The 12468-nt window shown below is 69.6% G+C and carries 15 protein-coding genes; 4 read left to right on the top strand and 11 right to left on the bottom strand.

Annotated elements, in window-relative coordinates:
- Positions 1 to 44 precede the first annotated feature (44 nt).
- The 7 genes from G5B31_RS05300 to G5B31_RS05270 all read right to left on the bottom strand — a co-directional run bounded on the left by G5B31_RS05300 (position 45) and on the right by G5B31_RS05270 (position 6264).
- Entirely contained in the window at positions 45 to 623 is a 579-nt protein-coding gene (locus tag G5B31_RS05300; RefSeq protein WP_165014356.1) for a GNAT family N-acetyltransferase, read from the bottom strand.
- 47 nt (positions 624 to 670) lie between these two features.
- Positions 671 to 1594 carry a bifunctional riboflavin kinase/FAD synthetase gene (locus tag G5B31_RS05295; protein ID WP_165014355.1) on the bottom strand — a complete coding sequence of 308 codons (924 nt, stop codon included), beginning with the start codon at positions 1592 to 1594 and terminating at the stop codon, positions 671 to 673.
- Positions 1595 to 1626: 32 nt separating this feature from the next.
- A complete protein-coding gene (locus tag G5B31_RS05290) occupies positions 1627 to 2079 on the bottom strand; it encodes a MaoC family dehydratase (protein ID WP_165014847.1) in 453 nt (150 codons plus the stop codon).
- A gap of 124 nt (positions 2080 to 2203) precedes the next feature.
- Complete coding sequence (locus tag G5B31_RS05285; RefSeq protein ID WP_165014354.1) at positions 2204 to 3091, bottom strand: TIGR01459 family HAD-type hydrolase; 888 nt, start codon at positions 3089 to 3091, stop codon at positions 2204 to 2206.
- 49 nt (positions 3092 to 3140) lie between these two features.
- Positions 3141 to 4061: a manganese-dependent inorganic pyrophosphatase gene (locus G5B31_RS05280; protein WP_165014353.1), complete on the bottom strand. Its 921-nt coding sequence runs from the start codon at positions 4059 to 4061 to the stop codon at positions 3141 to 3143.
- Positions 4062 to 4405: 344 nt separating this feature from the next.
- Positions 4406 to 5257, bottom strand: a complete 852-nt coding sequence (locus G5B31_RS05275) for a DMT family transporter (RefSeq protein ID WP_165014352.1) — start codon at positions 5255 to 5257, stop codon at positions 4406 to 4408.
- Positions 5254 to 6264 (bottom strand): TraB/GumN family protein, encoded by a 1011-nt coding sequence (locus tag G5B31_RS05270; RefSeq protein WP_165014351.1) that lies wholly within the window; start codon positions 6262 to 6264, stop codon positions 5254 to 5256. The genes G5B31_RS05275 and G5B31_RS05270 overlap by 4 nt, the downstream gene beginning before the upstream one ends.
- 189 nt (positions 6265 to 6453) lie before the next feature.
- Here G5B31_RS05270 and G5B31_RS05265 point away from each other — a divergent pair, with 189 nt between their 5' ends.
- The 3 genes from G5B31_RS05265 (at position 6454) to G5B31_RS05255 (ending at position 8869) form a co-directional block, all read left to right on the top strand.
- On the top strand, positions 6454 to 6741 hold the full coding sequence (locus G5B31_RS05265) for a co-chaperone GroES (RefSeq protein ID WP_165014350.1): 288 nt from the start codon (positions 6454 to 6456) through the stop codon (positions 6739 to 6741).
- A gap of 41 nt (positions 6742 to 6782) precedes the next feature.
- Positions 6783 to 8420, top strand: a complete 1638-nt coding sequence (gene groL / locus G5B31_RS05260; protein ID WP_165014349.1) for a chaperonin GroEL — start codon at positions 6783 to 6785, stop codon at positions 8418 to 8420.
- 110 nt (positions 8421 to 8530) lie between these two features.
- Complete coding sequence (locus tag G5B31_RS05255; RefSeq protein ID WP_165014348.1) at positions 8531 to 8869, top strand: hypothetical protein; 339 nt, start codon at positions 8531 to 8533, stop codon at positions 8867 to 8869.
- 8 nt (positions 8870 to 8877) lie between these two features.
- Here G5B31_RS05255 and G5B31_RS05250 read toward each other — a convergent pair whose 3' ends face one another.
- Together G5B31_RS05250 and G5B31_RS05245 are read right to left on the bottom strand one after the other, a co-directional pair.
- Positions 8878 to 9381 carry a GreA/GreB family elongation factor gene (locus G5B31_RS05250; RefSeq protein WP_165014347.1) on the bottom strand — a complete coding sequence of 168 codons (504 nt, stop codon included), beginning with the start codon at positions 9379 to 9381 and terminating at the stop codon, positions 8878 to 8880.
- A complete protein-coding gene (locus tag G5B31_RS05245) occupies positions 9378 to 9833 on the bottom strand; it encodes an NUDIX domain-containing protein (RefSeq protein WP_165014346.1) in 456 nt (151 codons plus the stop codon). The genes G5B31_RS05250 and G5B31_RS05245 overlap by 4 nt, the downstream gene beginning before the upstream one ends.
- A gap of 84 nt (positions 9834 to 9917) precedes the next feature.
- Between G5B31_RS05245 and G5B31_RS05240 the strand changes: the two genes are divergently transcribed.
- Positions 9918 to 10595, top strand: coding sequence for an alpha/beta hydrolase (locus tag G5B31_RS05240; protein ID WP_240904292.1), 678 nt, complete (start codon positions 9918 to 9920; stop codon positions 10593 to 10595).
- Between the two features lie 292 nt (positions 10596 to 10887).
- On the opposite strand, the gene G5B31_RS05235 is transcribed toward G5B31_RS05240, so the two are convergent.
- On the bottom strand, positions 10888 to 11952 hold the full coding sequence (locus tag G5B31_RS05235) for a 5-(carboxyamino)imidazole ribonucleotide synthase (RefSeq protein ID WP_165014344.1): 1065 nt from the start codon (positions 11950 to 11952) through the stop codon (positions 10888 to 10890).
- Entirely contained in the window at positions 11945 to 12430 is a 486-nt protein-coding gene (gene purE, locus G5B31_RS05230; protein WP_165014343.1) for a 5-(carboxyamino)imidazole ribonucleotide mutase, read from the bottom strand. Before purE ends, G5B31_RS05235 begins: the two co-directional genes overlap by 8 nt.
- Between the last annotated feature and the right edge of the window lie 38 nt (positions 12431 to 12468).

The raw sequence follows: 12468 nt of genomic DNA, 5'->3' as shown, positions 1-12468 counted from the left end.
TTCCGCGCGGAAACCGCAACCGGACTTCGCGTGAAGTCCGACGGTCAGAGCGAAAGGCGCATCAGCGGGCGGCCGTCCTTCACCGCCGCGACTTGCCGGAACCCGGCCTTGAGAAAGACCGAGGTCGAGCCGACGAAGAGGCCCACCGATTTCGACTGCTTGGCGCGGTCCATCGGCGCGGCCTCCAGCAGGCGCGCGCCGCCCTGCCGGGCGAAGGCGATGCCTTCGGCCAGCATCGGATGGCTGAGGCCCTTTCCGCGCTGATCGCTGCGGAAGAAGAAGCAGGAGACCGCCCAGACCTGCGGGTCTTCGGCGGGCGCGTCGGGCAGCGGGCTGGAGACGCGGCCGGGGTTGTTCCATTCCGGCACGTCGGCGCGCGGGCCGATCTGCATCCAGCCGACCGGCTGCCCGCCGCGGAAGGCCAGCAGTCCCGGCGGCGGGCCGCGGCGGATGCGGTCCAGCATGACCTCGCGCTTCTCCTCCCCGCTCATCGCCTGCCGCTGCTTCGGCCGCAGCCGGAAATGGGTGCACCAGCAGCCGTAGCAGGCGCCCTGCGGGCCGAAGAGCGCCATGAAATCCGGGATCAGCTCCGGCGTCAGCGGCTGGATGCGCAGGTCTTCCATCGGGCTCTCCTGTGGCCCCCGCAGGATGTTGGCGTTGCGTCCGGCCGTCAATCAGGCCGAAAGGATCGCCGCGCCCGGGCGCAATCGGCGTTCATCTGCTCGATCAGCGCCGGCAGGCCGTCGAACTTCATCTCGTCGCGCAGGTAATCCACCAGCGCGACCGAGAGGTGATGGCCGTAGAGGTCGCCCTTGAAGTCGAGGAGGAAGGTTTCCAGGTTCGGCACCTCGCCACCGAACATCGGCCGCACGCCAAGCGAGGCCGCGCCCATGTAGCTGCCGGCCTGCGGGCCGGTCAGCACATCGACCTTGACGGCATAGACCCCGAAGCGGGGCAGGTGCAGCCCGGTCAGCGCCATGTTGGCGGTGGGGAAGCCAAGCTCGCGGCCGCGCTTCTCGCCATGGACGATCTCGCCCTCGATCCGGTGCAGGTGGCCCAGCATGTCGGCGGCGTCGCGGGGGCGGCCCTCGCTCAGCGCCTGGCGGATGGCGGTGGAAGAGACCTCGCGCCCGCCGATCTGCACCAGGGGCGCGATGGTGGTGGCGAAGCCGAGGCGCCGGCCGAGCGCCGTCAGGTCGTCGGCCGTTCCCGCCCGGCCCTTGCCGAAGCGGAAGTCGGCGCCGACGACGATGTGGCGGATGCCGAGGCCGCGGGCCAGCACCTTTTCGGCGAAGTCCTCGGGCGTCAGCGCGGCGAGGGCGCGGTTGAACTGCAGCTGATACAGCTGCTCCACCCCCAGCTTCGCCAGCCGGTTGGCCCGCGATTCGGCGTTCATCAGCCGGAAGGGCGGGCTGTCGGGGGCGAAGACCTGGCGGGGATGCGGCTCGAAGGTGATGATGCCCAAGGGCCCCTTGCCGCGGGCGAGGTCGATCACCGACTGGTGCCCCAGATGGACGCCGTCGAAATTGCCCATGGCGACCGAGGCGCCGCGCGCCGCGGGGTCAAGCCATTGCCAGTCCTGGTGAATCTGCATCCGCGCCCTTTGGTCGGGCGCGGTCTGCGCCCCTAGTCGAACTTGCGGCTCGGCGCCAGAACCAGCGCCTCGCCCTTCAGGACCACGGTTTTACCCACCGAGGCCCAGGTTTCAAGGGTCACCCGGCGTTTCGCGTGGTCGATGGCCAGCACCTTCACCTCGGCCGTCACCCGGTCGCCGGGGCGGACGGGGGCCATGAACTTCAGGCTCTGGCCCAGGTAGACGGTGCCGTGGCCCGGCAGCTGCTCGCCGATCACGGCGGAAATCAGCCCGGCGGTCAGCATCCCGTGGGCGATGCGGCCCTCGAAGATGGTGTCCTGCGCATAGGCATCGTCCAGATGCACCGGGTTGCGGTCGGTGGAGACCTCGGCGAAGAGCTGGATGTCGCGGTCGGTGATCTCCTTGGTCAGGGAACGGGTCATCCCGATCTCCAGATCCTCGATGCAGATCGTGCCGCGCGGCAGGTTGTGGGTGCTGTCCAGCATCATGGCGAATCCCTTGGTTGCGGGAAGGGTAGCAGATGCTGCGGCGCAGAACAAATTCTTTGCGCAAGAAACGAATACTTGGACGCAGGGCGGCGTAATTATGTTTCCGCTGCGCTGCGGTAGGTCAGCGCAGGTGCCCCATGGCGAAGCTGGGCGACAGCCGGCGTTCGGTCAGCCAGGCCTCCAGCAAGGCCTTGTCGGGGCGGGCGGACTCCGTCCCGAAGGCGGAGGTGTCGATGCCGCCGGTGATGAAAAGGGTGTCCAGCCCCTCGGCGATGCCGCCCTGCACGTCGGTGGCGATGCCGTCGCCGATGCAGAGCACCTGCGGCTCGCCCGGCCGGATCGCGGCAAGGCGGCGGCGGGCGAGATCGTAGATCGGCGGATGCGGCTTGCCGAAGTAGAGCGCGCGGCCGCCCATCTGTTCATAGTCACGCGCCAGCGCGCCGGCGCACCACAGCCGCTGGTCGCCCATGTCCACCACGATGTCGGGGTTGGCGCAGAGCATCGGCAGGCCGAGCGTCTTGCCCATCAGCAGCGCGGCGCGGTAGTCGGCCGGCGTCTCGGTCAGGTCGTCGCGCAACCCGGTGCAGACGATGCCCTCGGCCTCCTGCATCGGCACCCGCCGGATCGGCGGCTGCGCGGCGGCGTATTCGGCGATGTCGGCGGCGAAGTCGGTGAAGAAGGGCTCGTCCTTTGCGGCGCCGATGTGGTGGACCCTGCGGCCGACGGCGCCCGAGACCAGCGCATATTGCGCGGCATCGCCGGAGGTGACCACCTCGTCCCAGGCGTCGCGCGGCACGCCCATCCGGTCCAGCTGCGCCACCACCGAGGGTTGCGGCCGCGGCGCGTTGGTCAGCAGCACCACGGCGCCGCCGCCGCTGCGGAAGGCTCGCAGCGCGGCGACGGCGGCGGGGAAGGGGGCCTTGCCGTTGTGCAGGCAGCCCCAGAGGTCGCAGAAGACGGCATCATAGCGCGGGGCGATCTCGGCGAGGCTGGCGATGATCTCGGTCATGGGCGGCCCTTTCCCGCGGTGCGCGGATTTTCGACGAAAATCCGGGCGCTTACAGTTTCAGCGCCGGAATGATCTGCTTCTTGCGGCTCATGATCCCGGGCAGAACCACGGTGTTGCCGGAGACCTTCGCACCGAAGGACGCCTCCGCCAGCTGCTTCACCAGATCGTTCGGCACCAAGAGCGTCGCCTCTTCCTTCAGGATGTCGACCACGAACAGCAGCACCTGGTCGGCGCCGTCTTCCTTCGCCACCGCTTCCATCGACGCCATCAGGCTGTCCTTGCGGTCCAGCACCAGCTTCGGCGCGGTGGTTTCCAGCACCGAGACCCGCAGTTCCTTGCCGGCGACGTTGTATTCCTTGCTGTCCATCCGCAGCAGTTCGGCATCCGAGAAGGCGGACACGTCGGACTTCGCCTCGAACATCGCGGTGGCAAGGTCGGCGATCTTCACGCCCAGGTCGGCGGCCAGCTTCTCGGCCACGGCCTTGTCATGGGCGGTGGTGGTGGGGCTGCGGAATTCCAGCGTGTCCGACAGGATGCAGGACAGCATCGCGCCCTTGATCCCCTTCGGCGCCTTGGCCACCGCATCGCCCATCAGGTCGTGCATGATGGTCGCGGTGCAGGCCAGCGGGCGGATGGTGATGTCGATCGGGGTCTTGGTCTTCAGCCCGCCGACCAGCATGTGGTGGTCGATGATGGCCTGGATCCTGGCCTCGTTGACCGAGGGCGGCAGTTCGGCCGGGTTGTTGGTGTCGACGATCACCACCTTGTCCTCGGCGGTCACGTCTGCGATGATTTCGGGCTTGTCGAGGCCCCAATGCTTCAGCACGAAGGCGGCCTCGGTGTTCGGCTCTCCCAGCAGCACGGGCTTCGCGGGGGTGCCCTGCACCTCGTTCAGATACCAGGCCCAGATGATGGGCGAGCCGGTGGAGTCGGTGTCGGGGGATTTGTGGCCGAAGACGAGCGTGGTCATGGTTTTCTCGCGGGGTATGTGGGTCTGGCGCGGCTTATAGGGGCCGGGGCCGGGATTGTCATCCCCGGCGCGGGCGGAGGGCGGCGGGATGCTGCAATGCAGCAGCGGCGGCGCTGACTTCCTTGGCGAAGGCCATCGCCTTCGCCACGGCGCGACGGTTCAACTGGACCGGCCGGGCCCCAAAGGCCCGGCCAGCGCCCGCCCGCCCCTCGGCGGGCGCTTCACGCCCGCCGGTCGGGCGCTGGCCTCTCCCGGTTTCGTGCTGCCACAGTCTCCGGTCGAACCCTCGCGCACGGGCGGGGCGAGGCAGTGCCTCGCCTGTTCCCGCCCGAACCGGCGGCAGCTCAGCCCCGGCGTGCCGACCACAGGATATGGCCGACCACCGCCGCCAGCACCAGTCCGCCGCCGACCAGCGTCGCGGGGCCTGGCGTCTCGCCGAAGACCAGCCAGACCCAGAGCGGCGTCACCGGCACTTCCAGCGCGCCCACCAGCGCGGTCTCCACCGGGCTGACGCGGCGCGAGCCGAAGACGAACAGCGCGAAGGCCAGCGAGGAATTGATCAGGCCGAAGGCGGCGGTCAGCGACAGGTCCCAGGCGGTCAGCCCCGCGGTGGTGGCGAAGGGCAGGCAGATGGTCGAGGCCCACAGCGCCGAGACGATACCCGCCGCCAGCGCCGGCAGGCCCGGATTGGCGCGCGAGATCAGGATCAGCGCCGCCATCGACAGCACCATGCCGAAGCTCATCAGGTCGCCGGCCAGGGTGCCCTCGCTGCCGAGGCCGACCATGACCGCCGACCCCGCCGCCGCCACGACCGCGGCGACCAGCGCCGCCAGGCCCGGCGGTTCGCGCAGGATCAGCCAGCCGAGACCGGCGGCGACGAAGGGCAGGGTGGCGTAGATGATGGCGACATGGGCGATCGAGGTGGATTTCAGCGCGCCGACGAACATCAGCATCCCCAGGCCCGAGCAGAAGGCATAGGCCCACCCCGCCCGGCCGAGGCGGGCGAAATCGCCGATCCCGGCCCGGCCGCGGGTCAGCGCCAGCAGCAGGACCAGCCCGGCCGCGCCGGCCCATCCGCGCCACATGATCACCGTGGGCGTGTCCAGCGCGATGGCGCGGGCGAACAGGCCCGCCGTGCTCCAGGCAAGGGTGGCGCCGAGAAGGAGGAGAAGGCCGAGCCTGCGCTCGGCCGTCATTGCGGCCCGGTCAGCGGGGTGACGGTCCAGCCGTTGCCTTGCAGCAGGTTCAGCACCCCTTCCTCGCCCGACAGGTGCAGGGCGCCGAAAGCCACCACCACCGGCCCTTCGGCCGCCGCCGCCTCGATCACCGGAATCCAAGCGCGGTTGCGGCTGTTCATCAGCACCTCCTCCAGCACCGCCATCTCGGCATCCACCTGTTCGCGGGTATAGCCGGGCGCGTCGTAGGACATGTGGCGCATCAGTTCCCACATCAGCCGGCCGTCGCCGTCGAAATAGGCGTCGGCGAGGGTCTCGGAGAAGTCGGTGATGCTGTCCTCCATCGCCAGCGTCTGCTCGATCATGGCGATCTGGTCGGCTTCCGACATGGCGCCGAAGATCGAGAACACGGTGTCGTAGGGCTCCAGCGCGCGGACGGGCACGCCGGCGGCAAGGGCGCTGTCGATCAGCTGTGCGTCGAGGCCGTTCGGATCGACCATCGCCTCCATCGCGCAGGGCGGCACGGCGAGGAGGACGGTGACATACCAAGGCCGGAACTTGGCGGCCATGAAGGGCGGCACGCCGCGGGCGCGGGCGGCCTCGGCCAGCCGGTCCCAGGTCTCGGGCGGCAGGATCTGGTTCAGCGCCGGGCCGTCGGTGATCACCATGACCGAAGGGTCGCGGCCCATGTGCTGCTGCAGCGCCTTCTCCTCTTCCGGCCCGGCCTCGACCAGCAGGGCGGTGGCCCCGGCGATCTCGGGCGCGAAGCGGGCGACGGTGGCGCCGTGGCGCGGGTCCTCCAGGTGATAGGTGCCGAGGATGATGATCCGGTCCTCCCCGCGCTCGGCCTGCCAGAAGTTGCCGCGGGCGAAGGGCTGGGCATCGGCCAGCGCGGTGACCGCCGCGCGCTCCTCGGCCGGCATCAGGTCCAGCAGGTTCAATCCATGGCATTCGGCCCCCGCGGAGGGGGCGGCGAAGGCGGCGGCCAGCAGCGCCAGACCGGCCAGGGCGTTCGGGAAACGGACCATCGGATACCTCCTGCGACGGCCGGCAGGATGGCATTGCGGCGCGGGAAGGGAAAGCGCCGCGACCGGCGATTTTTCCGCGCCGCTTGGGTGTTGACTCGAAGCGCCCTCTTGCCTAGATCATCCGCCGTTAGCACTTGCCTGGGGTGAGTGCCAACAGTTTCAACCTGGAACCCAAGGGAGAGTTGCCAGATGGCTTTCAAACCGCTGCATGACCGCGTTCTGGTCCGTCGCGTCCAGTCCGAGGAAAAGACCAAGGGCGGGCTGATCATCCCCGATACCGCCAAGGAAAAACCCGCCGAGGGCGAGATCGTCTCGGTCGGCGAGGGCGCGCGCAAGGATTCGGGCGAACTGATCGCCCCCTCGGTCAAGGCCGGCGACCGCGTGCTGTTCGGCAAATGGTCGGGCACCGAAGTCACGCTGAACGGCGAAGAGCTGCTGATCATGAAGGAAAGCGACATCCTCGGCATCATCGCCTGAGATCGCTTTCCCAACCGCAATAAATTCCAAGGAGAACAGCAATGGCTGCCAAGGACGTCAAATTCCAGTCGGATGCCCGCGACCGCATGCTGCGCGGCGTCAACATCCTCGCCGATGCCGTGAAGGTCACCCTGGGCCCGAAAGGCCGCAACGTGGTGATCGAGAAGTCGTTCGGTGCGCCCCGCATCACCAAGGACGGCGTGACCGTCGCCAAGGAGATCGAACTTCAGGACAAGTTCGAGAACATGGGCGCCCAGATGGTGAAGGAAGTCGCTTCCCGCACCAATGACGAGGCCGGCGACGGCACCACCACCGCCACCGTGCTGGCCCAGGCCATCATCAAGGAAGGCCTGAAGTCGGTTGCGGCCGGCCTGAACCCGATGGACCTGAAGCGCGGCATCGACCTTGCCACCACCAAGGTCGTCGAGGCGATCAAGGCCGCCGCCCGTCCGGTCAAGGACTCGGATGAAGTCGCCCAGGTCGGCACCATCTCGGCCAACGGCGAAGCGGAAATCGGCCGCCAGATCGCCGACGCGATGCAGAAGGTCGGCAACGAGGGTGTGATCACCGTCGAAGAGAACAAGGGCCTGGAAACCTCGACCGACGTGGTCGAAGGGATGCAGTTCGACCGCGGCTACCTGTCGCCCTACTTCGTCACCAACGCCGACAAGATGATCGCCGAGCTGGAGGATGCCTACATCCTGCTGCACGAGAAGAAGCTGTCGTCGCTGCAGCCGATGGTGCCGCTGCTGGAAGCCGTGATCCAGTCGCAGCGCCCGCTGGTCATCGTGGCCGAGGACGTGGAAGGCGAGGCTCTGGCGACCCTGGTCGTCAACAAGCTGCGCGGCGGCCTGAAGATCGCCGCCGTCAAGGCCCCGGGCTTCGGCGACCGCCGCAAGGCCATGCTGCAGGACATCGCCATCCTGACCGGCGGCCAGGTGATCTCGGACGACCTCGGCATGAAGCTGGAAAATGTCGGCATCGACATGCTGGGCCGGGCCAAGAAGGTGTCGATCAACAAGGACAACACCACCATCGTCGACGGCGCCGGTGACAAGGCCGAGATCGAGGCCCGCGTGGCGCAGATCCGCGCGCAGATCGAGGAAACCACCTCGGACTACGACCGCGAGAAGCTGCAGGAGCGTGTGGCCAAGCTGGCGGGCGGCGTTGCCGTCATCCGCGTCGGCGGCATGACCGAAGTCGAAGTGAAAGAGCGCAAGGACCGCGTCGATGACGCGCTGAACGCCACCCGTGCGGCGGTTCAGGAAGGCATCGTGGTCGGCGGCGGCGTGGCGCTGGTGCAGGCCTCGAAGGCTCTGGACGGCCTGAAAGGCGCGAACAGCGACCAGGAAGCCGGCATCGCCATCGTCCGCCGCGCGCTGGAAGCGCCGCTGCGCCAGATCGCCGAGAACGCCGGCGTCGACGGCGCCGTGGTCGCGGGCAAGATCCGCGAATCCTCGGACCCCTCGTTCGGCTTCAACGCCCAGACCGAGGAATACGGCGACCTGTTCAAGTTCGGCGTGATCGACCCGGCCAAGGTGACCCGCACCGCGCTGGAAGACGCGGCTTCGGTGGCCTCGCTGCTGATCACCACCGAGGCGATGATCGCCGACAAGCCGGCAGACAAGGCCGCTGCCCCGGCGATGCCCGGCGGCGGCATGGGCGGCATGGACTTCTGATCCATCCCATCCGGGAAACAGGGAAGGGCGGCCCCCGGGCCGCCCTTTTCCTTTGCCAGACGGGTCCGGTTCTGCGCAGACTGGCGCATTTCCAGCCGGAGGACGCGACGATGGCCGACCCCGCCAAGCAGATGAAACACAACCAATATGTCATTATCTTCATGAGTGCGGTGCTGCTGTTCGGCGCCTTCAATGCCGTGATGGTCACCGCAGACGAATACGATCCCGGGTTCTATGTCTGGTTCAAGATCGCGCTGGATGCGGCGATGACCGGGCTTCTGGTCGTTCTGCTGATCGTCGTCGCGCGCGGGGCGGACACCGGCGGGTTGAAGGGGCTGGCGCTGCTGGTGGGGCTGGTCGGTCTCGCCGCCGGGCTGGTGAAGCTGGCGGCGCGGTTCTCCAGCGACCACGGCTGGTGGACCGGGCATTTCAACTACGCGCTCGGCTGAGCCGCCGGTCAGGCGGGGTCGGGGCGCGAGATCGCCACGATTTCCAGCGCCATGTCCCCCGCCGGCCGCTTCCATGTCACTTCGTCGCCGACCTGTGCGCCCAGAAGCGCGCGGGCCAGCGGCGAATGCGGGGCGATGCGGCCGAGGGTGGCATCGGCCTCGTCCTCGCCGGTGATCTCGTAGGTGGTCTCGGCGCCGTCTTCGTCCGCCACCGTCACCCGCAGGCCGAAGGCCACCTCGGACAGGTCGTGCGCCGCCGGATCGACGAGGATCGCCGATTTCAGCCGAGCCTCCAGCCAGCGGATGTCGCGTTCCGCCGCCGCCTCGGGCAGCTTGTCCAGCCGGTCCTCCCGCGCCTTCAGCGCCGCGAGGTCGGCCTGACGCGCCGCCAGCCGGTCCTGCAGATCGCGCAGGCCCCGAGGGGTGACGTAGTTCGGATGCGGCGACAGCGGCAACTCCGGCAGGTCGGGCCGGTCGGCGCCCGCATCCTCGTTCACGAAGGCGCGGCTCATCGGACGATCTCTTCCAACGGATCGTAGAGACAGGTATCGCCCCAGGCGGCCTCGGGCAGGAGGTCTGGCTTGAACCGGATTTTCCCGGAGGCGAGTTCCACCCGCGAGAAGAACCGGCGCTCGGTCACCACGCCCTCGGGGTCCTGCCAGGCGTCGTCCAGCGCGCCGGAGCGCAGGGTGCAGCGGAAGTAGAGGTCGACCTGATGGAAGCCGGTGGCGGGGTCGTGGAATTCGTTCACCAGCGCGGCGGGGCCGACCTCGACCTCAAGCCCGGTCTCCTCGCGCACCTCGCGGATCAGGTTCTCGGGCAGCGACTGCCCGGCCTCGCAGCCGCCGCCGGGGGCGCACCAGAGGTCGGAGCGGCCCTCGGGGTAGGCGTTGACCAGCAGCAGCCGTTCCTCGGCATCGAGGATCAGGGCGCGGACGGCAAGGCGGGGCTTCGGGCGGATCATCGGCGCAGGGTGCGACGGCGGGCGGGGCTTGTCCAGCCCGCGCCGGCTCTTGCGCCCGCCGGGGATGCGGGCATGATCGGCGGCATGAGCGATCCCGCATCCCCCGCCGCCGAGAGGGTCATCCTGGTCCACGGACTGGCGCGCAGCAAGCATTCGCTGGCGGCGATGGGGCTGGCGCTGAAGGCCGCCGGCTATGCGGTGGAAAGCGCCGCCTATCCGTCCACCAAGGCGCCGCCGGACGACCTGGTGCAAGGTGTTGCCCGCGCCTTCGCCGCGCCCTGGCAGGGGGTTACGCATTTCGTCGCCCATTCGATGGGCGGCATCCTGTTGCGCGACTGGCTGGCGCGCGGCCATCCGCCGGGGCTGGGGCGGGTGGTGATGCTGGCGCCGCCGAACCACGGATCGGAACTGGTGGATGCCCTGGGCGACTGGCGGGTGTTCCGGCTGGTGAACGGGCCGGCGGGGCTGGCGTTGGGGACGGGGCCGGACAGCTGGCCGAACCGCCTGCCGCCGCCCGACTATCCGCTGGGGGTGATCGCCGGCAGCCGCTCGGTCTCGCCCTGGTTCTCGCAGTTGCTGCCGGGGCCGGACGACGGCAAGGTGACGGTGGCGAGCACAAGGCTGGAGGGGGTGGCGGACCACATCACCCTGCCGGTCAGCCACACCTGGATGATGGTGAACCCGACGGTGATCCGCCAGGTGCTGCATTTCCTGCGCGAGGGGCGGTTCCAGCGCGAGGGGGAGGCCGGGACGGAGGGGTGAACTTGGCCCATGACCCGGTAGGGCGGGGTTCACCCTGCCGTCCGCGGTTTCCTTGGCGAAGGCGCGTGCCTTCGCCATAGTGGGTCATTTCAACTGGACCGGCCGGGCCTCAATGGCCCGGCCAGCGCCCGCCCCGCCCTTGGGCCAGGCGCTTCTCGCCCGCCCGGTCGGGCGCTGGCCTCTCGGGGTCAGGCTGATGAGTTTCCGGTTGATCCGCCACGCACGGGCGGGGGCGAGGCAGTGCCTCGCCTCATCCCGCCCGAGGCAATGCGATGGCGGGGTGAACCCCGCCCTACCCCCGGACCACCCGGTTCGCATGCCCCATCTTCCGGCCCGGCCGGGCCTCGCCCTTGCCGTAGAGGTGCAGCGCCACGTCGCGTTCGCGCAGCAGGGCAGGGATGCGGGCGATGTCGTCGCCGATCAGGTTCTCCATCACCACATCGGCGAAGCGGCTGCCGTCGCCCAGGGGCAGGCCCGCCACGGCGCGGATGTGCTGCTCGAACTGGTCCACCGCGCAGCCCTGCTGCGTCCAGTGGCCCGAGTTGTGGACCCGGGGCGCGATCTCGTTGACCAGAAGGCCGCCGGGGGTGACGAACAGCTCCACCCCCATGACGCCGACGTAGTCCAGCGCGTTGAGGATGCGCGCCGCCAGCAGCACCGCGTCCGAGCGCTGCGCGGCGGACAGGCGGGCGGGGACGGTGGTGCTGCGCAGGATGCCCTCGCGGTGCACGTTCTCGCCCGGGTCGTAGGCGGCGACCGAACCGTCCAGCCCGCGGGCGGCGATGACCGAGACCTCGCGGTCGAAGGCTATGAGCCCCTCCAGCACCGAGGGCGCGCCCTGCATGGCGGCCCAGGCGGCGGGGATCTCGGCCTCGCCGTTCAGCCGGACCTGACCCTTGCCGTCATAGCCGAGCCTTGCGGTTTTCAGGATCGACGGGCAGCCGAGCCGGGCCACCGCGGCGCGCAGGTCGTCCTCGGACGTCACCGCGGCCCAGGGGGCGGTGTGCAGCCCGAGGTCGTTCAGGAAGGACTTCTCCGACACCCGGTCCTGGCTGACCGCCAACGCCCGGCGGTCGGGGCGGATCGGGCGGAGGCTTTCCAGAAGGTCCAGCGCCGAGGTGGGGACGTTCTCGAATTCATAGGTGATGACATCGACCGCGGCGGCGAAGGCGCGCAGGGCGGCCTCGTCTTCGTAGGGCGCGGTCGTCACCGCATGGGCCACGTCGCCCGCCGGCGCCGCGCCGGGCTCGAAGATGTGGCAGCGGTAGCCCAGCCGGCTGGCCGCCACCGAGAGCATCCGGCCCAGCTGGCCGCCGCCGAGGATGCCGATCACCGATCCGGGGGGCAGTTCACTCATCCTTCGGCTCCTCGGGGATCGAGGCCGACAGCGCCGCCCGCCAGGCGTCCAGCCGCTCGGCCAGCGCGGGGTCGGAGACCGCAAGGATCGCCGCCGCCATCAGCCCGGCATTCGCGGCCCCCGGCGCGCCGATGGCCATGGTGGCGACCGGATAGCCCTTGGGCATCTGGAGGATCGAATAAAGGCTGTCCACCCCCGACAGCGCCTTGGTCTGCACCGGCACGCCGATCACCGGCAGCCGGGTCTTCGAGGCCATCATCCCGGGCAGATGCGCCGCGCCGCCGGCCCCGGCGATGATCACCTTCAGCCCGCGCGCCACGGCGGTCCGGCCGTAGTCCCACAGCCGGTCCGGCGTGCGGTGGGCAGAGACGATCTTCGCCTCGTGGCCAACGCCCAGCTGGTCCAGGATCAGGGCTGCCTCCTTCATCGTGGCCCAGTCGGACTGGGACCCCATGATGATGCCGACGGGTGGGGTCATGCGTGCCTCCGTTCCTCGCTCGGGCCGCGCATATACCG

It is taken from the genome of Rhodobacter sp. SGA-6-6 (assembly GCF_011043545.1).
In the GTDB taxonomy this organism is placed as follows: Bacteria; Pseudomonadota; Alphaproteobacteria; order Rhodobacterales; family Rhodobacteraceae; genus Pseudogemmobacter.
This window is presented reverse-complemented; position numbering and strand designations above follow the sequence as displayed.